Source organism: Nocardioides sp. B-3, assembly GCF_024703895.1.
In the GTDB taxonomy this organism is placed as follows: Bacteria; Actinomycetota; Actinomycetes; order Propionibacteriales; family Nocardioidaceae; genus Nocardioides.
In genome coordinates, this window is sequence record NZ_CP087968.1 from 1002732 (window position 1) to 1024834 (window position 22103).

Below are 22103 nucleotides of genomic sequence, written 5' to 3' on the forward strand. Positions count from 1 at the left end.
CTGCGACCATCACATCTCGAGGCGGGCAGGGGAAGGAGTCGGCTCAGTTCTCCCCCATCTTGGTGAGGGCGTCGGGACGACGGTGCCCCTTCGCGGCGTACGTCGACAGCGCGGCCTCGCTCTCGACGGCCGCCCCCGCCTCGTCGCCGGCGGCCCGCCCGGCCTCGCCCAGCACCGCGTGCGCGAACGCCAGCAGCTCCAGGGTCGTCGGTGCCCTCGGCGAGCGCCGGGGCCGAGTCGGCGAGCGCCAGCGCGGGAGCCGGGTCGCCGACCGCGACCGGGCAGCGCGCCTGGGTCGCCCGCCGGGACGATCTGCGAGGCGACGTCGTCGGCGGCGGCGTCGCGCTTCGAGGTCTCCGTCAAGGCCCGCGCCTCCGTGACCTGCCCGCGCACCACCGGGATCCGGGCGAGGTAGGCGTCGATCGTGGGCAGCACGAACCGCTCGCCCGGGGAGGTGAGGTGGTCGTGTGCCTGCCGCAGGTCCTGCTCGGCCGCCTCGCTGTCACCGATGGTCAGCAGGGCCATGCCGGAGTAGAAGGACCACTGGGAGCGGGTGGTGGTCAGGCCGAGCTCGTCATACCTCCCGGCCGCTTCCGCCAGCGCCCGCCGCGCCTCCTCCGCGCGTCCGTCGAGCGCGTACAGGTAGCCGAGCACGGTGTGGACCGCGGCCTCGACCCGCCGGGATCCGCGGGCGCGCTTGAGCAGGTCGCCGCACGTCTCGATCGCGTCGGGCACAGGCGTCGGGCCGAGCGCCGGGCAGGACGCCAGCCAGATCGTGATGGCCGCCTCCTCGTGGGCGTCGTCGGCGAGGCGCGCGTGCTTGAGGGCCTTCTCGAGGGCGGCCGTCGTGGCGCCGTACGCACAGGACATGAAGTGCAGCTCGGCGCGCAACCGCCAGACCGCCGCGAGCCCCTCGTGGTTGCCCGCCTCCGTGAGCCGGACGTAGGCCGCGTCGGTCTCCTGCACGAGCCGCGACAACGTGTCGTCGGGGTTGAACTGCAACCGGACGAAGGCGAGGTCGAGCCTCGACAGCTCGACGACACCGCGATCCCCAGTCGCCTCCGCGCCCTCGATCGCCTCGGTGAGGAGGCGGTCGGCGTCCTCGAACCGGCCGTGGTGCGCCAACGCCCGGGGCCGGGGGCACGCAGCACCGCCGGACGCTCGGGGTCGGTGGCGGACAGCACGGCCACGGCACGTTCGAGCAGGTTCGCGGCGGCGGAGACGTCGTCGCGGGCCGGGGCGCGGACGCCGGTCGAGGAGAGCCACTGGCCGGCCCGCGCCGACAGGGCGCGGCTGCGGGCGTCGACGCGGGCCCAGCCGCCGGAACTGATGGGCGGCCTGCTCGAGGTGGTAGGCGATGATCTCGGCGAACTCCGCCTTGCCGCCGGCCGCCGTCGACTCCAGCCAGCCGGCGAATCGCTCGTGCAGCGTGGCCCGTTCCTCGCGCGAGATGCTCGCGTAGGCGGACTCGCGCGCGAGCAGGTGGCTGAAGGCGTAGGCATCCGCGCCGGCGAACCCGGAGCCGACCGGGCGCACCAGCTGCTTGCGCACGAGCGAACGCAGGTGGGTGTCCATCTCCGCGCGCTGCTCAGGCTCGGTCAGGTGCAGCACGGCCTCGCGGTAGAACTCCCGGCCGACGACGGCGGCCCGGTGCAGCAGCGCCCGCTCGCCGTGCCCCATCCGGTCGAGGCGGGTGTCGAGGATGGCCGAGACGGAGGGCGGGATGGCGATCTCGTGCACGCCGACCGCACGCCAGCCGTCCTCCGAGCGCACCAGCAGGTCGTCGTCGACGAACATCCGCATCAGCTCCTCGACGAACAGCGGGTTGCCGTCGGCGTTGCGCACGATCTCGTCATGGACCGCCTGCGGCATGTCGGCACCGTCGAGCAGGTTGTCGACGAGCTGCTCGAGGCCCTCCCCGTGAGCGGGGACAACGTCAGGCGCACGTGCGACGGCACGGTCGAGGCCCAGTCGGCGCGCTCCTCGTCGAGCTCGGGGCGAGCCATGCAGATGAGGAGCAGGGGCACGCTCGTGGCCAGCGTCGCCACGTGCTCGATGAGGTCGAGCAGCGCCGGCTCGGCCCAGTGGATGTCGTCGAACACCACGACCAAGGGTCCGTCGGCGGCGACCACCTCGAACATCCGCCGGGCGGCCCAGGGCGATCTCGGTGGTGGGGGCGATCGTGTCGCTGAGCCCGATCGCGCCGGTGAGCGCACCCACGACGGCCTCCGCGTCGGCAAGCTGTGACCCGGACATCACCCGGGCGACCGCGTCGTGGTCCAGCCCGGCGAGGTCGCGGACGATCTCGCGCAGCGGCCAGTACGTCGCACCGTCGCCGTACGACAGGCAGCGCCCGATCGTCACGCGGGCCCGGTCGCCGACCCGGGCACTGATCTCGTGCACGATCCGGGACTTCCCCAGTCCCGGTGCCGCGACGATCGTGGCCAGCCGGCACCCGCCGGTCAGGCAGTCGTCGAAGAGCCCCTCGAGCTGCGCCAGCTCGCGCTCGCGACCGACCATCGGGCTGTCCGGGTGGCGCCGGAGCCGGGGTGCGTCGGCGATGACGTCCTTCAGCTCCCACGCCGGGACCGGGGCCGACTTCCCCTTCGCGAGGAGCGGCTCGACCGGCTCGGTCAGCACGCAGTCGCGCACCAGCCGCTGGGTGGCCTCACCGAGCAGGATCTGACCGGGGCGAGCGTGCTGCTCGAGGCGGGCGGCGACGTTGACGGCGTCGCCGGTGACCATCTGCTCGTTGACCGCGTGCAGGTTGGTGACGACCTCGCCGGTGTTGACGCCGGTCCGGTTCTGGATGCGGACACCCCACCCGGCCTCGAGCTCCTCGTTGAGCTCGGCCAGCGTCGTCGACATCTCGTGGGCGGCCCGCGCCGCCCGCACGGCGTCGTCCTCGTGCAGCTGCGGGATGCCGAAGACCGCCATGATCGCGTCGCCGATGAACTTCTCGACCACGCCGCCATGGCGCTCGATGACGCGCCGCATCTCATCGAAGTAGAGCGCCACCACCCGGCGTACGGACTCAGGGATCCACCCGCTCCCCGAGAGCCGTGGAGTCGACGATGTCGCAGAAGATGATGGTGACGATCTTGCGTACGTCGACCGCCGGTTCCGCAGGAGTGTGGGCCGTGGCCGGCGGCGCCAGCTTGGTCCCACACTCCCGGCAGAAACGGGCGGGTTGTGCGATCGCCACACCGCACGAGGGGCAGAACATCCCTCAGCCGAACAGCTTCACGAACACCGACGGCACCGTCGTGGTGGCACCGGTCGCGAGCTCGGTCAGGGAGAGGTCGTCGAGCCGCAAGGAGATGGCCGTCAGCGTCTGTCCCGACGGGCACTCGAGGAGCGTGCCTTCCAATGGCGCGGTGTCCACGAGGATCTCTCCGAGGACTCGTCCGTTGCGATCGGGGGTGAACGTCCCGGTGGCGGACAGCGGCAGCGTCACCGCGGTCTTGTTGGTCGCCTTCGGGCGGTTGGCGCCGTTGTTGACGCAGCCGAACTCCGCGGTCGCCGCCCCCGATGTCGGCCTCGACCGTGGTCTCGACGTTGCCGAGTCCCACGAGCGTGAACGAGAAGAGCAGGTCAGGTAGCGCACTCGGCCCGACGGCGTCCGCCGCGACGCGGGCGGTCGTGCCGTCCGTGGTATCGGGGGTAGACCGGGGTGGTCTTCGCCGACTTGAAGTGGGGGAACACCGCCATCGACGGCCCGGCCACGAGGGTCAGGGCGGTGACAGCGGCGGCGATTGCGAGCAGGCTCCGGCGCCCGGGGTGGGTCTTCGATGACATGGGGGTCACGCTCCTTCGTCCTGAGCCACCGTCGACCCCCTGATTGCGCAGACCTTGCCAGCGGCTTGCAGCCGTCGGCGGACCGCGCCAATTACCCGGATCTGGGGACAAGTCGGCGCGACAAGCCTGCGGCAATGCCGTGGCAACCACGACGGACCACGCTCGGGGCATGACCAGCACCGACATCAGCACGATCTCGACCGACGACGTCTGGCGAGAGACCCCGCGCGGGCAGGCCGCGGACATCGGTGTCCTGTCCCTGCCGGGCATCGACGCGGTCCGCAGCTTCCTGCCCGGCGGCGGGTCGTTCACCCCGCCGGTCGCCCACTTCAGCGGCCGCAAGCTGGTCTCCGCCGAACCGGGACGCGTGGTCTTCTCGTTGCCGAAGGTCGGGTGGTACCTCTCCCCCAAGGGCGCGATCCACCCCGGCATCCCGGCCTTCCTCGCCGACGCGCCCCCTGACCGGCGCGATCCAGTCGATGCTGCCGCCGCGGACCGTGTGCACGACCGCGGAGCTGTCGATGACGTTCTGCGCCCCGGTGCCGAGCACCGGTGGCGTGCTGACCGCCGAAGGTCGCTGCATCCACGTCGACGCCGAGATGGGGCTCGCCGAGGTGTTCGTCACCGACGAGGACGGCAGCCCGGGTCGCGCACGGGACCTCGCGCTGCGTCGTCCACCCCCCGATCCCCGACGAGGTGGCGCTCGAGGTCGCCCCGCCGGCTCCGCCCGACGACGTCTTCGTCGTGCCCGACCCCTATGCCCGCCCGGTGACCGGGGTGGTCAACACCCCGGGCGGTACGGCGACGCTGACCGGCCTCGACCTGTTGCGTGGCGTCGCCGACGGCGTGCTCCCGCGGCCGCCGATCGACCGACTCTTCGGCGTGCACCTCGTCACCGCGCAGTCGCGCGAGGTCGTCTTCGAGATGCCCGCGCACGGCTGGCTCGCCAACGAGTTCGGCACTGTGTACGGCGGAGCGCTGGCGTTCTTCGCCACGTCCGCGGCCTCGGCGGCGGTGCAGACGATCGCCAAGGCGGGCACCGGCTTCGGCGCACTGGACCTGAAGGTCAACTTCCTGCGCCCGACCAACACCGACGGGCAGACGATGACCGCGACGGGCACGATCATGCATCCCGGCGGCCAGCTCGTCGTCTCGTCCGGCGTGATCACCCACGGCGGCAAGACCGTGGCGATCGCGACCGGGACGACGGCCCTGCACCCCGGGGCCCGCGCGTGACCCGGAAGGAGCGGCTGCTCACCGCCGAGGAGGCGGTCGCGAAGATCCAGTCCGGGGCCAACGTCTACATCGGCAGCGCCTGCGGCACCCCGCGGACCGTCGTCGCGGCCCTCGAGAAGGCCGCGCTCACGCACCGGGGCACCCGGCTCGTGCACTTCCTCACCGACGGCGTGCGCACCCCGACCGGGCTCGGCACCGGCCACGAGCACCGGGCGTTCTTCCTCAGCGGGGAGCTGGCCGAGCTGGTGCCCGCCGGCCGGGTGGAATACGTCCCGCTCGCACTGACCGACCTGCCGGAGCTGCTCCGCGCCGGCGGCCAGCGCCTCGACGTCGCCGTGGTCCAGACGACCACGCCGGTCGACGGGATGGTCAGCCTCGGCGTCTCGGTGGACGCCGGGCCGGCCGCCGTCTCCGCCGCCCGCCTCGTGATCGCGGAGATCAACCCGGCAATGCCCCTGGACCTCGGGGCAGAGCCTGCTGCCGGTCGACGCCATCGACTGGTTCGTCGAGGTGGCACCGGAGGTCATCACCTACGAGCACCCCGGAGTCGGCGATGCGGGCGAGCGGATCGCGCGCTACGTCGCGCGGATCATCCCCGACGGCGCGACGCTGCACATCGGCCTCGGCCGGGTGCCGACCGCGATGCTGGCCCACCTCACCCAGCGACGCGACCTCGGCGTGCACTCCGACGTGATCACCGAGCCGCTGCTCGGACCTGATCGAGGCGGGCGTCGTCACCGGGCGCCGCAAGGCGGTCGACCCCGGCAAGGTCGTCACCAGCCCGGCGATGGGCAGCCAGCGCCTCTACGACCGGCTCGACCACAACGACGACTTCGACTTCCGCCCGATCGAGCAGGTCCGGGTCGGCCTGTGGCAGCAGACCACCCTCGTCTCGGTGACCCGGGCGTTCCGCATCGACCTCACCGGCCGGGTGTGCGTCGACGCGTTGGGCGGTTCGTTGTACGGCGGTCTCGGTGCCCAGCCCGACTTCCACCGCGCGGCCGCGCACTCACCGGGTGGCAGGGCCATCGTCGCGCTGGCGTCGCGGCAGCCCGACGGGTCGTCGGCGTTCACGGTCCGTCTCGGTGCCGCCGAGGCCGTCGCCGTACCCCGTCACGAAACGCGGTGGGTGGTTACGGAGTTCGGGATCACCTACCTGCACGGGCACTCGCTCCGGGAGCGCGCGGTGGCGCTGATCGAGCTGGCGCACCCCGACGACCGGGAGTCGCTGCTCGCCGACGCCGTGGCGGCCGGGCTGGTGCCGGCCGGGCAGAAGCTGCGCTCGCGCCGTCCCTACCCCTCGGAGGAGGAGCGCGAGATCGACCTGCGCAACGGGGCCCGGGTCCCGGTGCGGCCGACCCAGACGACGGACGCCGCGCGCATGCAGGACCTCTTCTACCGGATGAGGCCGGAGGACGTCCGGACCCGCTTCTTCCGCAACCTGACCTCGCTGACGCGCGACGCCGCGGAGCACCTGTGCAGCGTCGGCTACGACCGGGAGATGGCGCTCGTCGCCGTCATCGGCAGCCGCGAGAACGAGCAGATCGTCGGATCGGCGCAGTACTACCTCGACGTGTCCACCGGTCTCGCCGACGTGTCCTACATGGTCGACTCGCAGTGGCAGGGGCAAGGCCTCGGGGCCGCCCTCCACCGCTTGCTGTCCGACTACGCGAGCCGCCACGGCGTGCGTGGATTCACCGCGGACGTGCTGGCCGAGAACGGCGGCATGTTCAAGATCCTCACCAGCGGCGGTGACGCGACCGTGCACCCGGCGGACGGGGTGCACGAGCTGGTGATCCCGGTCAGGCCCTTGCCTATGCCCGAGGGGGCGGGATCGCGTCCGTCGACTCCAGCTGGTCCATCCCCGTCAGCATCAGCAGGTCGGTGATCACCGCGCGCAGCTGCGCGAGCATCACCTCGACGGACAGCGCCTCCCCGCGCGGCAGCTCGGACGTCGCCATCCCGACCGCGATCAGGGCCGGCTGCGCGGCAGCGGCCATCCGGTCCGCGTGCAGCTCGTCGGCGACGAGGTCGACGGCCGCGGCCAGCTCGCGGGCCACCAGCGGATAGCCGAGGCGGAACCGGCTTTCGCTTGTACGCCGCCGGGGCGACGTACCTCATCAGGACGCGCGTGCTCCGCAGCGACCGGTCGAGCGGCTCGACGAGCTCGGCCATCCGGCGCACGCCCGGCTTGTGCCGGACCCGGAACGGCGAGGAGGCGACGACGGCCGGGCCCTCGTCTGCGGCGCTGCGCAGCTCGGCGATCAGGTAGTCGGTCGAGCGGGCGTCCGCCAGCAGGTCGAGCGCCCGGTCGAGGTCGCCGCCGATCATCACGTCGGCCGCGGTCCGCAGCATCTCGGCCTCCTTGCGCAGCACTCGCGCGGCCTGTTCGCGGGGCCGGCGCAGCGCGGCCGCGGGCACGACGGTGGCCGCGACGAGCGCGACCGCGCCACCGATCAGGGCGTCGGTCCAGCGCGTCAGGGCTCCGCCCGGGCTGACGATCAGGGTGGTGACCACGATCGACTGCACGGCGGCCCGGGTGACCATCAGCGGGCCGCCGTCGAGCAGGAACGCCGCCGACATCGCCAGCGCCACCACGAGCGCGATCTGCCACCAGCCGGACCCGAGCCAGACCACCAGCAGGTCGCCGAGGAGCACGCCGAGCGCCACCCCCGACGGTCACCTCCGCGACCCGTCGCAGCCGCTGGCCGTAGGACGTGCCGAGGCTGACCGGGGGCGGCGATCGGGGCGAAGAACGGAGTGTCGTGGCCGAGCAGGTCCTTGGCGATCAGCCGGGCCACCCCTGCCGCGAGCGCGCACTGCACGATCGCGAAGGACTTCGATCGCAGTCGCTCGGGCACGGGTGCCCATCGACGTACGACCCCGCGACCGGGGCGCGATCGAGCGGGCTGGCCTCCATGGCGGCGATCCTGCCAGAGCGTGTCCACTTGTGGCTGTGGTCACATCACGCGAGGATCGGGGTTTCCTCGAGGAGGGACTCTCCCGCATGGTGACACCGATCGATCCGACCTCCGTCGGCTTCCTGCTCGCCGAGAACCGGTCGATGCCCATGCACGTGGGCGGCCTCGCGCTCTACAAGAAGCCCGAGGGCGCGGGACGCAACTACGTCCGTGACATGTACGAGCAGATGCGCTCCTCGGAGGAGATCGCACCGCTCTTCCTGCGCCACCCGCACCGCTCGGCCCGCACCGCGGGCCAGTTCGTGTGGGAGGAGGACGAGCAGTTCGACATCGAGCACCACTTCCGCCACAGCGCGCTGCCCAAGCCCGGCCGGATCCGCGAGCTGCTCGAGCTGTCCAGCCGCCTGCACAGCACCCGGCTCGCGTGGGACCGGCCGCTGTGGGAGGCGCACGTCATCGAGGGACTCCGCGACGGCCGGGTCGCGATGTACACCAAGATGCACCACGCGCTCGTCGACGGTGTCTCCGCGATGAGGCTGCTCGCCGCGATCCACTCCTCCGACCCCGACGAGCGCAACATGCCCGCCCCGTGGGCCAAGCGCGAACGACCGCCCCGGGCCGCATCCGCCCGGGCGGCGCTGGAGACCAACCTGTCCGACGTCCCGATGGCCGCGTTGCGTACGGCGATGGGCATCACCGCCGAGGCCGCCGGCATGCCCGGCGCGCTGATCCGCACGCTGAACAAGTCCATCCGCAACGAGACGTCGGCCCTGTCCCTCTATGCCCCGCGCACGATCCTCAACCAGCAGATCACCGGTGCCCGCCGGTTCGCCGCGCAGGACTGGCCGGTCGAGCGCCTCCGCGCGATCGGCAAGGCCACCGGAACCACGATCAACGACGTCGTCATCGCGATGTGCTCGGGCGCGATGCGGGCCTACCTGCTGGAGCTCGACGAGCTGCCCGACACCAGCCCGGTGGCGATGGTGCCGATCGGGCTCAAGGCCAAGGAGTCGCAGGTGGCCTCCGCCGACGGTGGCAACGCGGTCGGCTCGATCATGGTGAAGATGGGCACCGAGCTCCCCGACGCCGGCGCCCGCCTGCGTTCGGTGCACCAGTCGATGAAGGCCGGCAAGGAAGCGTTGTCCTCGATGACGCAGATCCAGATCCTCGCCATGAGCGCGCTCGGCCGGGCACCGGCGATCCTGCCGGTGATGCTGAAGATGAGCGGGGTCGCCAAACCGCCGTACAACCTGATCATCAGCAACGTGCCCGGCCCGCGCACCACGCAGTACTTCAACGGCGCCCAGCTGATGGGCAACTACCCGCTCTCGATCCCGATCCACGGGATGGCGCTCAACATCACCTGCACGTCCTACGACGGGCTGATGTGCTTCGGGCTCACCGGCTGCCGGCGCACCGTGCCCCACCTGCAGCGGTTGCTGACCTACCTCGACGAGGAAGTCACCGCGCTGGAGAAGGCCGCCGGCATCTGACAACTGCCGCTGGCGCTGGCGTCGGACGTTGCCCGGGACGTCCGACGAAGTGGCTCCCCCAACGACCGCACCGTCGGACGTCCCGCGTTGCGTCCGACGAAGTGGCTGCCCCCGACGAGCCCACCGTCGGCAGTTGGCCGCCCCGCCGACACGTGGCACGCTCATCAACGCTCACACACCCGCGAACTGCCGACCCCCGCGTACGGCGACCACACCGTCGGACGTTGCCCGGGACGTCCGACGAAGTGGCTCCCCCGACGACCGCACCGTCGGACGTCCCGCGTTGCGTCCGGCGAAGAGGCTGTTCGACCTAGTGAAGCTCCGCCACCGCGGACAACCGGGCGCGGGTGATGTCGGCGACCGTCGCGAAGCCTGCGTTGGCGGCGTTGGACCCGGGGCGGGTCGGCTCGCCCGAGTTGATGCTGATGCAGTGCCGGCTGCCACCGTCGGCGGCGTTGGCGAGGGCGACGGCGTGACCCGTGGTGCCGCTACCGGCGAAGGGGTCGAGCACCACCGCGTCGGGCGGCATCATCGACAGGATCCGGCGCACCAGACCGGTCGGCTTGGGCGACTCGAAGACGTGCCCGATCAGGCCCTTCAGCTCGGCGACCGCGGTGTCGGTGGAGCCGATCTCCTCGGAGAGCCAGATCGTGGTCAGCTTCTTGCGACGCCCGCCGTCGCGGTGCAGCCAGTCGCGCTGGAAGACGTCGACGCGCGAACCGTTGCGGCCGTTGATCTCGCGGCACACCGGGTCGTCGGGACGCTCCTCGATCAGCGGCCGGGACCAGCGCCACACCGCGGGCCGGCCGTCGCCGAAGACGGGCCACACCTCCCGGGCGCCGTCGAAGCCGGCCGTGGCGACGGCGCCGGTCAGCGGGTCGCCGTACACCGGGAAGTGGAGGGTGGGCGCGGTGACCGGGTTGAACTTCTTGTTCGTGTTGCGCAGCGGGAGGTGGCGGAAGGCGCGGCCGTCGTCGGTGAGCTGCCCGAAGTCGGCGGCGTTGACCGTGTCGGGGCTGCTCGCGTCGAGCACGCAGCGCTTGGCGTCGCGGGCGTAGGCGAGGAGGTATTCGTGGTTGGTCGCGAACCCGCCCCCGAGCTGGCGGCCCTTGGGATTGAGGTTGACGACGATCTGGGCCGGGAAGTTGGCCTCGCCGAAGACCTCGTCGAGCAACAGCCGGAGGTACGCCGCCTCGTTGTCGTCGATGCTGATGAACAGCGCGCCCGTGTCGGCCGGGACCTCGCGCATCTCCACCAGGCGCGGTCGCATCATCGCGACCCATGCCTCGTGCCGGCCGGCGCGACCGCCACCGTTCGAGCGGAACGAGTCGACGTAGGCGAAGTCGTTGCCCGTGTTGTAGGGCGGGTCGGTGTAGATCAGGTGGACGCTGCCCGGCTCGAGGGTGGGAAGCACGTCCGGGTTGTCGCCCTCGATGAAGACGTTGTCCACGGCTCGGCCCACGCCGGGCAGCCTAGTCACGACGATCCCCCGGAGACGGACAACCTTCCACGCGGCGGGTTCGTCTTCCATTGGTGACCACGACCCACCAGCACCGCACCGACACGCGACAGACCTCGACCGGGAGGCAAGGCCGCCGCTTTACTCTGGAACGCGTGTCTTCCTCCACAAGATTGACCTCTGCCCTGCTCGCCGGCGCCCTCGGCTGCTCGATGCTCGCCGTCGCGGCGCCCGCCGTCTCCTCACCCACCGAGCTCCGCGTCCCCGCTTCCACCCGGGCCGACGACGACGGCCTCGGCCCGTTGCAGCGCCGCGCCCTGCGCGAGCCGGGCACCGTGATGGGCACGCCCGGTCAGACGTCTGACGGGGTGCGGCCCCGGATCGCTCGTCAGCTGCCGCGCGGGAGCGCGGACCACGCCGCCCGTGGTGACCAGCGACGTCACCTACGAGATCGCACCCGGCATGACGATCCGCGAGTGGGACCAGACCGACTACCGCGGCCCGATCCGCGCCAACCTGCTCACCATCGACCTCAACGCCCCGAACATCTCGCTGGACTACCTCGGCTCGCCCTACGCCGTACGCACCCAGACCGTCAGCCAGATGGGCGCCGCCGCCGGGGTCATCGGCGCCGTGAACGGCGACTTCTTCGACATCTCCGACACCGGGGCTGCCCTCGGCGTCGGCATCGACCACGAGCGCGGCCTGATCCGAGGCTCTGACCACCGGCTGGATCCCGGAGAACGCGTCGTTCTACCTCGACTCCGCCGGCCAGCCGCAGATCGGCCCGCTCGTGACCAAGACGAAGCTGAGGCAGCGGCCGCGGTGGCCCGTCAGTGGCATCAACGCCCCGACCGTCGCGCCCAACTCGATCGGCCTCTACACGACCGACTGGGGCTGGACGAAGGGCTACTCGGTCACCGACAGCGAGAAGAAGAAGCGCGTCCGCGAGGTCGTCGTCGTCAACGGCAAGATCGTCTCCAACAAGGCCGTGCTGTCCAAGGGCCGCAAGATCAAGGGCCGGGTCATGGTCGGCCGCGGCTCGGCCGCCAAGCTGCTCAAGGAGCTCCGGGTCGGCCGCAAGGCGACCTTCAAGTACAAGGCCAAGCCCGGCGCGCAGATCGCCGTGTCCGGCGACCGGCCGCTGCTGATCAACGGTGTGCAGACCGTCATCAACGACCGCCTGATGCACCCGCGTACGGCGGTGGGCGTGGACGTCGACGGCCGCAGGCTGCTGCTCCCGGTGATCGACGGGCGCAGCGAAGCCAGCCGCGGCTACACCATGGTGGAGCTCGCGACGATGATGCGCGCTGGGTGCGGAGAGTGCCCTCAACTTCGACGGCGGCGGCTCCTCGACGCTCTACTCCCTGCAAGGTGACCGGCGAGATGGGCGTGATCAACGAGCCGTCCTCGGGTGGCGTCGAGCGGAAGGTCGCGAACGGGCTCGGCGTCTTCTACAACGGCGTCTTCCCGCCGATCGTGCCGCCCCCCGGCGCCGACCCCCACCCCTACCCCCACGCCCACGCCGAGCCCGACCGCCACGCCGACGGCGCCACCGACGACCGAGCCCACCACGGCCCCGCCGACCACGACACCACCGACCACGACACCACCGGCCTGACCTCGGGGGACGTCGGTCAGTTGGGCACCGGGAACAGCGCGACCGAGGTGACCGGCACCGTGCACTGAACGCCCGACTTCGGCACGGTGGGGGTGACCTCGATGCCGTCGAAGGTCGTCACCCAGCTGACGGCGGTGGGGGTGTCACAGCCCACCGAGACGACCGCCCCGAAGAGGGTGCTGCCCGCGGGGACCGCCACCTCAGCCACGGCGGCACGCACCTTGGCGGCCAGTCCAGCGTCGGTCGCGGACAAGAAGGCCTCCACCGACTTGTCGTCGACCGGGGGCACTGGCCCGGGGGTGGTCTCGCCGTCCACGTTGGACGCCTCCACGATGACGGCTCCTGGTCTGGCTCGACGATCCCGCCGACCGGGACGCTCGCCCCCGACCCCGAGGACGAGTCGGGCTCCACCGTCTGCGACGTGGACTCCGACGTGGACTCCGACGTGGGGTCCGTCGCCGAGCCGGAATCGTCAGTGTCCGCGGTCTCGCTGCCGCAGCCCGCCGCGGCGGAGAGCAGCAGGACGGCGCAGGCGGCGGTCACGCGCAGGGAACTTTGACTCATGGCACTAGGACGATAGCCCGGGCGGAGGGGTTCCGCCGTGGGGCCAGCCACGCCCTAGGCTCGCGCCATGGCCCAGTTCACCCGCGCGGAGCTCGAGTCGTTCCACGACGCCGAGGTCCCTGACCTGCTCGGACCGGGTCTGCGGCTGCTCTTCGTGGGCATCAACCCGGGCCTGTGGACCGCCGCGACGCAGACTCACTTCGCGCACCCGGTGAACCGCTTCTACCCCGCCCTGCTGCAGGCCGGCATCATCGAGCGACCCATCGACGCCGCGGCCGGCATGGACAACGAGGACCGCGCCTACTTCCGCGCACGCGGACTCGGGATCACCAACTTTGGTCCGGCGCGCCACCGTGCGGGCCGACGAGCTGACGGCCGACGAGCTGCGCGCGGGCGGAGACCGGCTGCTGGAGCTGGTCATCGAGCTGGAGCCGCGCGTCGTCGCGGTCGCGGGCATCACGGCATATCGCCGGGCGTTCGGGGACCGCAAGGCGCTCATCGGCCGCCAGCCGAAGCCGCTGGGTGCCGCCGAGCTGTGGGTGGTCCCCAACCCGAGCGGCCTCAACGCCCACCACACGATCGCGACCCCGGCGGCGGCATATGCCGAGCCGGCGCGCGCGGCGGGCATCATCGACTGACCGACCCGGGCGGTCACGACGCCACTCCCTCGAAGACGTCGCCGGCCTCCACGATCAGCAGGCACGCCCCACGCCCGAGCGGCCCCGCGACACCGACCCAGCCGTCGACGCGATGCGCGTCGCCGAGGAACTCGCGGATGATGAACCGGAGCCACTGCCCGGCCGTGTCGACGTTGGCTCCTCGCGGCACCGGGAGCAGGCAGCACCCCTGGTCGCACGGAACCCACGGCGATGCCACCGCGGGCTGGCCGGGCCAGATCCGGGCCATGGCTCCCGGCTGCCGGGCGAACCCGGCCAGGAACGCCGCGTCCCCGGGCTCGAGTGCCGGGGTCACGCTGAGCCGATGATCGGCCGGGGGGTGCTGGGTCATCTGAGTTCCTCCTTCGGGCTTCCTCTACCCACCGTGCGGACCCCCACCGACAACACCGGTGCTTCGCCGTACGACCTGTGGAGAGCCGGCGACGTCACGGTGTCTGTGGACGGTTTGCGACCCACACGGCAGGCTGTGCCCGTGCCGTCCCCCGACCAACCAGCCGATCTGCCAGCCGACCAGCCCGTCCGCGAGGCCGTGCGCGCCTACGCCGCGCAGCAACCGGGACTCGTGACGCCGACCGAGCACTTCGTCGAGCTGATCACCACGCTGCTCGACGACGCGGGCATCAACTACCTCAGCGTCACCGGCCGGACGAAGAGCGTCGCCTCGTTCGCGGCGAAGGCCGCGCGGGACCGTCGGTGACCAGCTCCTCTATCCCGACCCGCTCAGCCAGATCACGGACCAGATCGGCGTCCGCGTCATCACCTACGTCCACAGCGACGTGGCGGCGGTCGCGGAGCTCCTCGACGACGAGCTGACCATCCTCGACGACCGCGACATGGGTCAGGAGACCGCGCGGGCCGGCGGCTTCGGCTACGCCAGCCGACACCTGCTGGTGACGCCCGACCCGCCCGACGGGGAGCAGCACCGAGCGCCGTACGACCAGCTCCGCGGTCACCGGGCGAGCGTGCAGGTGCGCACGGTCCTGCAGCACGCGTGGGCGGAGTTCGAGCACGACATCCGCTACAAGGGCACCGTTCCCGAGGAGTACGTCCCCGACCTCGACCGGCGCTTCACCCTCGCCGCCGGCCTGCTCGAGCTGGCCGACCGTGAGTTCTCGACCATCCGCGAGCGCCTCCGGGCAGTGGCCCCCACCTCGCTCAGCGAGGCCGACCCGAGCGACCCCCGCATCAGCGGGCAGGACCTCGCCTCCTTCCTCGCCAGCCAGTACGCCGACGCCGGCTGGTCGCACACGGACCACTACGGCTGGATCGGCGGCCTGCTGCTCGAGCTGGGCGTCACGTCCCTCGACGAGCTCGCCGGGCTGCTCACCTCCGTCGACGCCGACGCGATCATCCGGCGCATGGGCTATCGCTATCCCGCGGGCGCCGTGCGCAGGCTCGACGACGCCCTCCTCGCGATCTTCGGCCAGCAGTACGTCGACCTGAAGGGCAACGCACACCGTGTGGAGAAGCTCACCGAGCGCCTCGAGAAGCTGAACTCCCCCGACGGTTGATTCGACTGGCTTACTAGGGTTGGGGCATGCCGCGCCTCTCCCGGACCACCGTCACCCCGGTCCCGGCTGCGGCACTCCCGGCCGCCACGTGGGGTCGACACCCGGGTCCGGTCGTCCTCGGCCCGGTCGCGCTCGTGCTGATCGCCGCCGTGCTCGCGGCCGTCCACCACGCCGAAGTGGTCGCGCACCGCGTCGGCGAACCGCTCGGCTCCCTCGTGCTGGCGGTGGCGGTCACCGTCATCGAGGTGGCGCTGATCGTGACCCTGATGATCACCGCCGACAAGGACACCTCCGGGCTGGCCCGCGACACCGTCTTCGCGGCCGTGATGATCAGCGTCAACGGCATCGTCGGGCTGTCCCTGCTGGTCAGCGCGCTGAAGCACCACCCGGCCGTGTTCAACCCCGAGGGCACCGGCTCGATGCTGGCCACGGTGATCACGCTCGCCACCGTCTGCCCGGTGCTGCCGTCCTTCACCACCTCCGAGCCGGGGCCGATCTACACCGGTCCACAGCTCGCCTTCGCGGCCATCGCGTCGCTGGTGCTCTATGGCCTGTTCGTCTTCACCCAGACCATCCGGCACCGTGACTTCTTCCTGCCCGTCGACAAGGACGGCCAGAACCTCGAGGCCACCGGCCACGCCGACCTCGACGACGACGGCCATGCGGACCCGCCCGACAACCGCACGACCGCGTGGAGCGCCGGATTCCTCGTCGTCTCGCTGGTCGCCGTGGTCGGGCTCGCCAAGATCATCTCCCCGGCCATCGAGGACGGGGTCGCGGCCCCGGGGTTCCCCACGCCGTCGTCGGCGTCGTGATCGCCCTGCTGGTGCTGCTGCCGGAGTCCATCGCCGCCGTGCGAGCGGCCGCCCGCGAGAAGGTGCAGGTCAGCCTCAACCTCGCGATGGGATCGGCCATGGCCTCGATCGGCCTGACCATCCCGACCATTGCCATCGCCTCGATCTGGCTGGACGGGCCGCTGGCCCTCGGCCCGGACAACGTGCAGATCGTGCTGTTGTTCCTGACCGTGGTCGTGGGCATCCTGACGGTGGTCCCGGGTCGTGCGAAGCCCCTCCGGGGCGGCGTACACCCGGGTGCTGCTGGCATCCTTCATCTTCTTGACCATCGCCCCCTAGCCCCCGAGAACCGAGAGATCACCTCATGACAGAGCCGGCCCAACCGAAGCGCCGCAGCCACCTGATGGACCCCAACGCGCCGCGCCCCGTGCGTGACCACGCGGCCGAGGACAAGAGCCTCAGCCGGGTGCAGCGGTGGGTGATGTCGGCGCTGGCCGTGACCACGATCTTCCACCCGGTGATGGGGCTGATCATCGCGGCGCTGTTCCTCGACGACCCGCGGCCGGGAGCCCGGGTCGGCCTGTGCCTGATCGCGGGCGCGTTCGGCGTGATCGCCGTGGCCGTGGCGTTCGTGATCCACGGCAAGAAGCCCCTCACCCCGTGGCTGCTCGTCGGGCTGATCCCCACCGCGATCGGGATCGGGCTGATCTACCGCTGACGTGCGATCGGCCCGCCGCACGAGGCGACGGGCCGATCCGAGCTGGGTGGTTCTACGTCTGGGGCGCTGTCTTGCCGAACCAGGTCTGATAGATCTCGTCGTAGCGGCCGCTCTCCCGGAGATCGGCGAGCACGTCGTTGATCACCCGCAGCAGGTCGACGTTGGCGTCCTTCTTGACGGCCATGCCGTACTGCTCGCCGGTGTCGAACTCCGCCACGACCTCGAAGTCCGGGTGGCGCTCGATCGCGTCCTTGACGATGTTGTTGTCGTAGATCCCCGCGTCGACGGTGCCACCGCTGAGCGCCGAGTCGACGTCCCGGACGTTTTCGAACTGCACGATCTGGGTGCCGGTCGGCGCATGGTCGGTGGCATACAGCTCGCCGGTCGTGTCTTCCTGTACGGCGACATTTCCACCGGCGAGGTCGTTGAGCGAGTCGATCCCGCTGCCCTTCTGCACCACCATCACCTGCGTGGCGTTGAAGTAGGGACTGGAGAAGTCGATGACGCGAGCGCGGTCACCGCTGATCGACATCGCCGCCGCGGCGACGTCACAGGTCTCGCTGTTGAACAGCTCGCCCGACGAGATGGCAGCGAAGTCCTCGTTGACGTATTCGGGCTTCAGGTCCGGGGCGGCCGCCACCTCGTTGACGAGGTCGATGTCGAAAGCCGACGACCTCGCCGTCCTGCTCGAACTCGAACGGCTCGTAGGGCAGTGACGTGCACACCAGCAGGGTGCCGTCCTTGATCAGCTTCGGCTTCGGCGCGCTCGAGGTGCTCGCACCCTCCCCGGAGCCGCAGGCGGCCAACGCGAGGATCGCCACCGAAGCGACGGCGACCCGCGCCATCGGCGTACGAGTCATGCGCATCAGCTCGCACCAGCCGGGGTCCGGGTGAGGTGCTCCGGGGCGTATTCGGTGACGCGGATGAGCGCGGCCTTGGCGGACTCCCGGTCGCGGGCGTCGATCGAGATGATCGGCACCTCGGGCGGCAGCGCGAGCGCAGCCTTGACCCGGTCGAGGGTGTACTGGTTGACGCCGTTGAACTCGTTGACCGCCACGATGAACGGCAGCCCCTTGGCCTCGAAGTAGTCCAGCGGGGAGAACGACTCGTCGAGCCGCGCAGTGTCGACGATGACGATGGCGCCGATCGCACCGAGGCACAGGTCGTCCCACATGAACCAGAAGCGACGCTGGCCGGGAGTGCCGAAGAGGTAGAGGATCAGGTCCTCGCCCAGAGTCAGTCGACCGAAGTCCATGGCGACGGTCGTCGTCGCCTTGGACGGCACCGCATCCAGGGTTGTCGACGCCCTCCGACTCGTTGGTCACGAGCGCCTCGGTGCGCAGCGGCTGGATCTCCGAGACAGAGCCGACCAAGGTTGTCTTGCCGACGCCGAATCCGCCGGCGATGACGATCTTCGTCGACGCAGCCTTACGCGGGGGGCTAGTAGGTGCGGAGTCCACGGAGGGTCCTTTCGATGAGCTCTATCCGCTCGTCCTTGGACGAGTTCTCGGTGATGGTTGCTTGTACGCGGATGTAGCCGTGCTCGACGAGGTCGCTGAGCAGGACGCGCACGACGCCGATGGGCATCTTGACGAGTGCTGCGCACTCGGCGACGGAGCGTCGGTCACACACCTCGAGCACTGGAGCGCGGCGGCGCTCACCGAGGCGCCGTCATCCCCGGGCTCCGGGCGCAGGGTCGCCTCCATGGGCAGGTCCACCGTCGCGTGGGTCCGCCCTGAGGTGATGGTGTACGGCCGGACGAAGCGTGGTCTGTTGACCGCTTCCTCCGAGCCGTCCGACTCAACTGGTGCCACGACCGTTCACGCCTCAGTTCGACGAACTGACGCGGGCCTCGGCCTGAACCGTCTGGCCGACCCGCTCCACGAGCAGGGCCATCTCGTAGCCGACCTGACCGATGTCGGCATCCTCTTCAGTCAGGACCGTGAGGTTGGAGCCGTCGCCCACGCTCATGAGCATGAGGTAGCCGTGCTCCATCTCCACGACGGTCTGCAGCACTGCGCCGCCGTCGAAGAGACGAGCGGCACCCACGGCCGAGCTGGCGAGGCCGGACGAGACGGCCGCCACCTGCTCGGCGCGCTCGCCCGGGATGCTCTGGCTCTCCGCCATCAGGAGGCCGTCGGCCGACACCGGGATCGCGTGCGCGGCGTCGGTCACCTCCTCGACGAAGCGAGACACCAGCCAGTTCAGGTTGTTGTCGGTGGCGGAGATGCCTTGGGACTCGGTCATTTCTCTTCTACTTTCTTACTGGTCGTCGGCAGGCACGGAGGCAGTACGTCCACGGCGGACACCAGCCTTGTGTGCGGATAGACGGGCTCGGATGGCTTCGGGGTCGCGGCCGGCTGCCCCCACGGGCTTGGTGACGCTACCGGGCACGAGGCGTGCACCCGGGCGGCGTACCGGAAGACCGGAATCGTTGGTTGCTTCGTCGTGAGTCTCCGCGACCGTGTCGGCGCGCGCCCACCCGGCCTCCACCTCAGTGGAGGTCCGGGCGCGGTCCTCCTCGTCGGTGCTGAGCCACGAGGACCCGGCGGATCCGTTGATGGCGGGCTCTTCGACCTGCGCGGAGTAGGGAGCTGGCTGCTCCACCTCCGTTGGTGCGACTGCTTCCGAGTAGGTGGGTGCGGTCTCGGTGTCGAAGACCGGCTCGGACACCGGGATGGCGGCGGGCGCCTCGGTGGTGTCCTCGAGCCACGACTCCTCGACTGCCTCGACCTCGGCAACCGCCTCCACCGCCTCGTCGTCCTCGGGGGGCAGCGGGTCGGTCAGCGGGTCGCCGAGCGAACCGCGATCGCGCATCGGCATCTGCAGGATCGCGGCGTGGTCGACGTCCTCGTAGTCGGGGATCGGCAGCCGGCCGCGCTGCGGGCGGATCTTGGCCATCAGGGCCGCGATGTGGGACTCCGGGGTCTCCTCGGGCTCCTCCTCGACGAGGGCCTCCGGCTCGGGCTGGGGCTCGGGCTCGGGGACCGGCTCGTGGACGGTCTCCTCGACAGCCGGCTCGTGGACAGTCTCCTCGTGGACGGGCTCCTCGACGAAGGTCTCGGTGACGACCTCGTCTTCGATGGGAGCTTCGACCTCGACCTCGGCCTCGTCCTTCGGCAGGTCGGGTACGGCGACGACGGCCGGGGCGACGGTCAGGTCGCGCTTCGAACGCAACGGCATGGCGCCGGTCGCGCGCTTGACCTCGCGGGGCGCCTCGGGCTCGGCGGTGTCTTCGTCGCCGCCCGTGGGCAGCTGGAGGCCGGCCGCGGTGAGGTGCGACAGGGTGGCGCCACGCTCGCGGGTCGGCAGGCCCCGGTTGGACGACAGGTGCGAGTCGCCGATGCCGAGCGGGTCGGACGCGTCGACCTCGGCCGAACCACGCACCGGCAGCTTCGTCGGCGCGGGGAGCTCGGTGTCGTCGGACTCCTCGACCGCACCGGCCGACAGGACCTGCGTCTCGACGACCTCGGCCGGCGTCTCCTCGACGACCGCCTCGACCTCGGCCTCGACCGGGTCGATGTGGGCACGCGCGGGCAGGATCGCGTTGGGGACGTGGACGAAGGCGGTCGTTCCATCGCCGGTGTTGGCCTTCAGGGTGACAGTGACGCCGTGCCGCTGGGCGAGCCGGCTGACCACGAACAGACCCATGCGGCGCGCGGTGTCGGGGGTGACCTCGACGCCGGTGCGCAGGTTTTCGTTGATCTGCCTGAGCTCGTCGACCGGGATGCCGAGGCCGGAGTCGGTGACGGTGATGGTGACGCCGTTGTCGGTCTCGGTCGCGCCCAGCACGACGCTGGTGTGCGGCGAGGAGTAGGACAGCGAGTTGTCCACGAGCTCGGTGACCATGTGCACGAGGTCGCCGGCGGCCGACTCGTTGACCGGGAGCGGGAGCGTGGACTCGATCCGCACCCGCTGGTAGTCGGTCACACCCGCGGTCGCGGCCTGCAGGGTCTCGGCAATGGAGACGCTCTCCCAGCCGGCCGACCGCGTGGGCGCGTCGGCGAGGATGAGCAGCGAGTCCGCCGTACGCCGCATGCGAGCCGCGAGGTGGTCGAGGCGGAAGAGGCTCTCGAGCCGCTTGGGGTCCTCTTCGTCGCTCTCCAGCGCCTCGATGAGGTTGAGCTGCTGGTTGATCAGGGTGGTGTTGCGACGCGAGAGCGTCACGAACATCTCGCCGACCCGGGTTCGCAGCTTGGCCTCGCCGGAGGCGAGCGTGACGGCCTGCTGGTGGAGGTCGTCCACGGCCCTCGCGAGCTGGCCGACCTCTTCCCGGGTGTGTACGTCGACGCTCTTGATCGGGCCCGGTTCGGAACCGGACCGGATGCGGGCGACGGCGTCGGGCAGGTCCTGCCGGGCGACTCGGGGCGCGCTCTCTCGCACCCGGCGGATCGGGTTGACGATGGTGCGCGAGATCAGGAAGGCGAGCGCGATGGCCGCGGCCGGGGGCGATCAGGGTGAGCAGCGCGTTGAGCAGGGCGCTGCTGCGGGCGTCAGAGGCCTTGTCGGACAGCTCCCCGGTCCACGCCGTCGAGCAGCGTGGCCTGCAGCTTGTCGTAGTCGTCGTAGGCGTCGGCGCCGCCGAGGTCGGGGGTGGTGCCACCCGTGCGGACCTCGAGGGTGCGCTCTCCGTTGTTGGTGCGCAGGGCCCGGATCGAACCCCTCGGCGTCACCGAGCTGGCCGGCGAGACGGTCGAGCGCGGCGCTCTCGGCGCCCAGCTCGGCGAAGAGGGCGAGCGAGCCGGTGCGACCGGAGCGTTCGGTCGCCGCCAGCGCCTGCTGCATGGCGAGCGCGAAACGACCACCGAGCGTCTGCGAGAGGAGCTCGAGTCGCGGCTCGGGCGTGAGCTGCTCGTTGATGATCGAGGTGATGAGCTGGGTGACACCCGACTGCATCTGGCGGAGCTGGGCGATCCAGTGCCGGGGCTGACCGGACCGGTGGCCTCGTCGCGCAGCGAGCGGCTGAGGTCGAGGATGACGTCGACCTGTCGGCTCTGTCCGGGCGTGAGGTCGGCGTCGTCACGGGCCTTCAACAGCTCGGCGGCGGCGTCCTTGATCTCCACCAGCGCGTCGTCCAGCTCGTTCTGGCTGGTGCCGGTGGTCGACTGGGCCGCCACCATGCCCTCTTCGGCCACGGTGAGGTAGGCGATGGCAGGTTCGAGGACGGTGACCTGCTGGGTGGAGGCCGAGGCGTTGCTCGACTCCTCCAGGTCGTTGGTCACGCGGAGACCACCGAAGGCGGCCGCGAGGAGCAGCGGGATCGCCAGCGCGAGCGCAACCTTGCGCCGCAGTGGCCAGCCAGAGACGGCGA

At 71.1% G+C, this 22103-nt stretch carries 28 protein-coding genes and 2 pseudogenes; 15 read left to right on the forward strand and 15 right to left on the reverse strand.

Annotated features, from left to right (window positions below; genetic code table 11):
- Positions 1-9: 9 nt before the first annotated feature.
- Genes LP418_RS06755 through LP418_RS06770 form a run of 4 tightly spaced genes read right to left on the reverse strand, consistent with a single transcriptional unit; the run spans position 10 to position 3798 of the window.
- Positions 10-2997, reverse strand: a complete 2988-nt coding sequence (locus LP418_RS06755) for an ATP-binding protein (protein WP_257955735.1) — start codon at positions 2995-2997, stop codon at positions 10-12.
- A 37-nt stretch (positions 2998-3034) separates the two neighbouring features.
- Positions 3035-3226, reverse strand: coding sequence for a zinc-ribbon domain-containing protein (locus LP418_RS06760; RefSeq protein WP_257955736.1), 192 nt, complete (start codon positions 3224-3226; stop codon positions 3035-3037).
- 3 nt (positions 3227-3229) lie between these two features.
- Positions 3230-3607: a hypothetical protein gene (locus LP418_RS06765; protein WP_257955737.1), complete on the reverse strand. Its 378-nt coding sequence runs from the start codon at positions 3605-3607 to the stop codon at positions 3230-3232.
- Positions 3595-3798: a hypothetical protein gene (locus LP418_RS06770; protein ID WP_257955738.1), complete on the reverse strand. Its 204-nt coding sequence runs from the start codon at positions 3796-3798 to the stop codon at positions 3595-3597. Before LP418_RS06770 ends, LP418_RS06765 begins: the two co-directional genes overlap by 13 nt.
- 169 nt (positions 3799-3967) lie before the next feature.
- On the opposite strand from LP418_RS06770, the gene LP418_RS06775 reads away from it, so the two are divergent.
- The 4 genes from LP418_RS06775 to LP418_RS06790 all read left to right on the forward strand — a co-directional run bounded on the left by LP418_RS06775 (position 3968) and on the right by LP418_RS06790 (position 6922).
- Complete coding sequence (locus LP418_RS06775; protein ID WP_257955739.1) at positions 3968-4570, forward strand: hypothetical protein; 603 nt, start codon at positions 3968-3970, stop codon at positions 4568-4570.
- Positions 4543-5034, forward strand: coding sequence for a PaaI family thioesterase (locus LP418_RS06780; protein ID WP_257955740.1), 492 nt, complete (start codon positions 4543-4545; stop codon positions 5032-5034). The genes LP418_RS06775 and LP418_RS06780 overlap by 28 nt, the downstream gene beginning before the upstream one ends.
- Entirely contained in the window at positions 5031-5753 is a 723-nt protein-coding gene (locus LP418_RS06785; protein ID WP_257955741.1) for a hypothetical protein, read from the forward strand. Before LP418_RS06780 ends, LP418_RS06785 begins: the two co-directional genes overlap by 4 nt.
- Before the next feature lie 68 nt (positions 5754-5821).
- On the forward strand, positions 5822-6922 hold the full coding sequence (locus tag LP418_RS06790; protein WP_257955742.1) for a GNAT family N-acetyltransferase: 1101 nt from the start codon (positions 5822-5824) through the stop codon (positions 6920-6922).
- 605 nt (positions 6923-7527) lie between these two features.
- Here LP418_RS06790 and LP418_RS30410 read toward each other — a convergent pair.
- Positions 7528-7704: pseudogene (locus LP418_RS30410) on the reverse strand (FUSC family protein); the annotation flags it as partial.
- A 337-nt stretch (positions 7705-8041) separates the two neighbouring features.
- Here LP418_RS30410 and LP418_RS06795 point away from each other — a divergent pair.
- Positions 8042-9448: a WS/DGAT/MGAT family O-acyltransferase gene (locus tag LP418_RS06795; RefSeq protein ID WP_257955743.1), complete on the forward strand. Its 1407-nt coding sequence runs from the start codon at positions 8042-8044 to the stop codon at positions 9446-9448.
- A 310-nt stretch (positions 9449-9758) separates the two neighbouring features.
- Here the strand turns inward: LP418_RS06795 and LP418_RS06800 are convergent, their stop codons facing one another.
- Positions 9759-10910, reverse strand: coding sequence for a site-specific DNA-methyltransferase (locus LP418_RS06800; protein WP_257955744.1), 1152 nt, complete (start codon positions 10908-10910; stop codon positions 9759-9761).
- Positions 10911-11062: 152 nt separating this feature from the next.
- Here LP418_RS06800 and LP418_RS06805 point away from each other — a divergent pair, with 152 nt between their 5' ends.
- The 3 genes from LP418_RS06805 to LP418_RS06815 all read left to right on the forward strand — a co-directional run bounded on the left by LP418_RS06805 (position 11063) and on the right by LP418_RS06815 (position 12596).
- A complete protein-coding gene (locus LP418_RS06805; RefSeq protein ID WP_257955745.1) occupies positions 11063-11629 on the forward strand; it encodes a hypothetical protein in 567 nt (188 codons plus the stop codon).
- 71 nt (positions 11630-11700) lie between these two features.
- The gene (locus LP418_RS06810) at positions 11701-12285 is read left to right on the forward strand and encodes a phosphodiester glycosidase family protein (RefSeq protein WP_257955746.1); all 585 of its coding nucleotides are present in this window, start codon (positions 11701-11703) and stop codon (positions 12283-12285) included.
- Positions 12282-12596 (forward strand): hypothetical protein, encoded by a 315-nt coding sequence (locus tag LP418_RS06815; RefSeq protein WP_257955747.1) that lies wholly within the window; start codon positions 12282-12284, stop codon positions 12594-12596. The genes LP418_RS06810 and LP418_RS06815 overlap by 4 nt, the downstream gene beginning before the upstream one ends.
- Here the strand turns inward: LP418_RS06815 and LP418_RS06820 are convergent.
- Positions 12545-12859: a hypothetical protein gene (locus LP418_RS06820; protein ID WP_257955748.1), complete on the reverse strand. Its 315-nt coding sequence runs from the start codon at positions 12857-12859 to the stop codon at positions 12545-12547. The two genes, LP418_RS06815 and LP418_RS06820, sit on opposite strands and share 52 nt — an antisense overlap.
- A gap of 300 nt (positions 12860-13159) precedes the next feature.
- Here LP418_RS06820 and LP418_RS30415 point away from each other — a divergent pair.
- A pseudogene (locus LP418_RS30415) lies at positions 13160-13384 on the forward strand (uracil-DNA glycosylase family protein); the annotation flags it as partial.
- Between the two features lie 61 nt (positions 13385-13445).
- Positions 13446-13730, forward strand: a complete 285-nt coding sequence (locus LP418_RS06825) for a uracil-DNA glycosylase family protein (protein ID WP_257955749.1) — start codon at positions 13446-13448, stop codon at positions 13728-13730.
- A 13-nt stretch (positions 13731-13743) separates the two neighbouring features.
- Here the strand turns inward: LP418_RS06825 and LP418_RS06830 are convergent, their stop codons facing one another.
- On the reverse strand, positions 13744-14100 hold the full coding sequence (locus tag LP418_RS06830) for a hypothetical protein (protein WP_257955750.1): 357 nt from the start codon (positions 14098-14100) through the stop codon (positions 13744-13746).
- On the opposite strand from LP418_RS06830, the gene LP418_RS29795 reads away from it, so the two are divergent.
- From LP418_RS29795 to LP418_RS06850, 5 genes are all read left to right on the forward strand, one after another.
- Positions 14089-14466 (forward strand): hypothetical protein, encoded by a 378-nt coding sequence (locus LP418_RS29795; RefSeq protein ID WP_272496319.1) that lies wholly within the window; start codon positions 14089-14091, stop codon positions 14464-14466. The two genes, LP418_RS06830 and LP418_RS29795, sit on opposite strands and share 12 nt — an antisense overlap.
- 79 nt (positions 14467-14545) lie before the next feature.
- Positions 14546-15280, forward strand: coding sequence for a GTP pyrophosphokinase (locus LP418_RS06835; protein WP_336275921.1), 735 nt, complete (start codon positions 14546-14548; stop codon positions 15278-15280).
- Between the two features lie 26 nt (positions 15281-15306).
- Positions 15307-16095: a calcium:proton antiporter gene (locus LP418_RS06840; RefSeq protein ID WP_257955751.1), complete on the forward strand. Its 789-nt coding sequence runs from the start codon at positions 15307-15309 to the stop codon at positions 16093-16095.
- Positions 16092-16442, forward strand: a complete 351-nt coding sequence (locus LP418_RS06845) for a hypothetical protein (RefSeq protein WP_257955752.1) — start codon at positions 16092-16094, stop codon at positions 16440-16442. Before LP418_RS06840 ends, LP418_RS06845 begins: the two co-directional genes overlap by 4 nt.
- Complete coding sequence (locus LP418_RS06850) at positions 16439-16792, forward strand: hypothetical protein (RefSeq protein ID WP_257955753.1); 354 nt, start codon at positions 16439-16441, stop codon at positions 16790-16792. Before LP418_RS06845 ends, LP418_RS06850 begins: the two co-directional genes overlap by 4 nt.
- Before the next feature lie 52 nt (positions 16793-16844).
- Here the strand turns inward: LP418_RS06850 and LP418_RS06855 are convergent, their stop codons facing one another.
- From LP418_RS06855 to LP418_RS06885, 7 genes are all read right to left on the reverse strand, one after another.
- Positions 16845-17432, reverse strand: a complete 588-nt coding sequence (locus LP418_RS06855; protein WP_257955754.1) for a transporter substrate-binding domain-containing protein — start codon at positions 17430-17432, stop codon at positions 16845-16847.
- Positions 17341-17652, reverse strand: coding sequence for a hypothetical protein (locus LP418_RS06860; protein ID WP_257955755.1), 312 nt, complete (start codon positions 17650-17652; stop codon positions 17341-17343). Before LP418_RS06860 ends, LP418_RS06855 begins: the two co-directional genes overlap by 92 nt.
- 5 nt (positions 17653-17657) lie before the next feature.
- Complete coding sequence (locus tag LP418_RS06865) at positions 17658-18077, reverse strand: GTP-binding protein (RefSeq protein ID WP_257955756.1); 420 nt, start codon at positions 18075-18077, stop codon at positions 17658-17660.
- Between the two features lie 155 nt (positions 18078-18232).
- Positions 18233-18433 (reverse strand): DUF742 domain-containing protein, encoded by a 201-nt coding sequence (locus LP418_RS06870; protein WP_257955757.1) that lies wholly within the window; start codon positions 18431-18433, stop codon positions 18233-18235.
- A gap of 186 nt (positions 18434-18619) precedes the next feature.
- On the reverse strand, positions 18620-19039 hold the full coding sequence (locus tag LP418_RS06875; RefSeq protein WP_257955758.1) for a roadblock/LC7 domain-containing protein: 420 nt from the start codon (positions 19037-19039) through the stop codon (positions 18620-18622).
- A gap of 15 nt (positions 19040-19054) precedes the next feature.
- Positions 19055-21175, reverse strand: coding sequence for a sensor histidine kinase (locus LP418_RS06880; protein ID WP_257955759.1), 2121 nt, complete (start codon positions 21173-21175; stop codon positions 19055-19057).
- A 110-nt stretch (positions 21176-21285) separates the two neighbouring features.
- The gene (locus tag LP418_RS06885; protein WP_257955760.1) at positions 21286-22014 is read right to left on the reverse strand and encodes a hypothetical protein; all 729 of its coding nucleotides are present in this window, start codon (positions 22012-22014) and stop codon (positions 21286-21288) included.
- Between the last annotated feature and the right edge of the window lie 89 nt (positions 22015-22103).

Coding starts and splice junctions, on each gene's coding strand:
- LP418_RS06770 (WP_257955738.1), bottom strand. CDS start 3,798: ATGTCATCGAAGACCCACCCCGGGCGCCGGAGCCTGCTCGCAATCGCC.
- LP418_RS06795 (WP_257955743.1), top strand. CDS start 8,042: ATGGTGACACCGATCGATCCGACCTCCGTCGGCTTCCTGCTCGCCGAG.
- LP418_RS06760 (WP_257955736.1), bottom strand. CDS start 3,226: ATGTTCTGCCCCTCGTGCGGTGTGGCGATCGCACAACCCGCCCGTTTC.
- LP418_RS06755 (WP_257955735.1), bottom strand. CDS start 2,997: ATGCGGCGCGTCATCGAGCGCCATGGCGGCGTGGTCGAGAAGTTCATC.
- LP418_RS06860 (WP_257955755.1), bottom strand. CDS start 17,652: ATGACTCGTACGCCGATGGCGCGGGTCGCCGTCGCTTCGGTGGCGATC.
- LP418_RS06830 (WP_257955750.1), bottom strand. CDS start 14,100: ATGACCCAGCACCCCCCGGCCGATCATCGGCTCAGCGTGACCCCGGCA.
- LP418_RS06790 (WP_257955742.1), top strand. CDS start 5,822: ATGGGCAGCCAGCGCCTCTACGACCGGCTCGACCACAACGACGACTTC.
- LP418_RS06850 (WP_257955753.1), top strand. CDS start 16,439: ATGACAGAGCCGGCCCAACCGAAGCGCCGCAGCCACCTGATGGACCCC.
- LP418_RS06875 (WP_257955758.1), bottom strand. CDS start 19,039: ATGACCGAGTCCCAAGGCATCTCCGCCACCGACAACAACCTGAACTGG.
- LP418_RS06775 (WP_257955739.1), top strand. CDS start 3,968: ATGACCAGCACCGACATCAGCACGATCTCGACCGACGACGTCTGGCGA.
- LP418_RS06840 (WP_257955751.1), top strand. CDS start 15,307: ATGCCGCGCCTCTCCCGGACCACCGTCACCCCGGTCCCGGCTGCGGCA.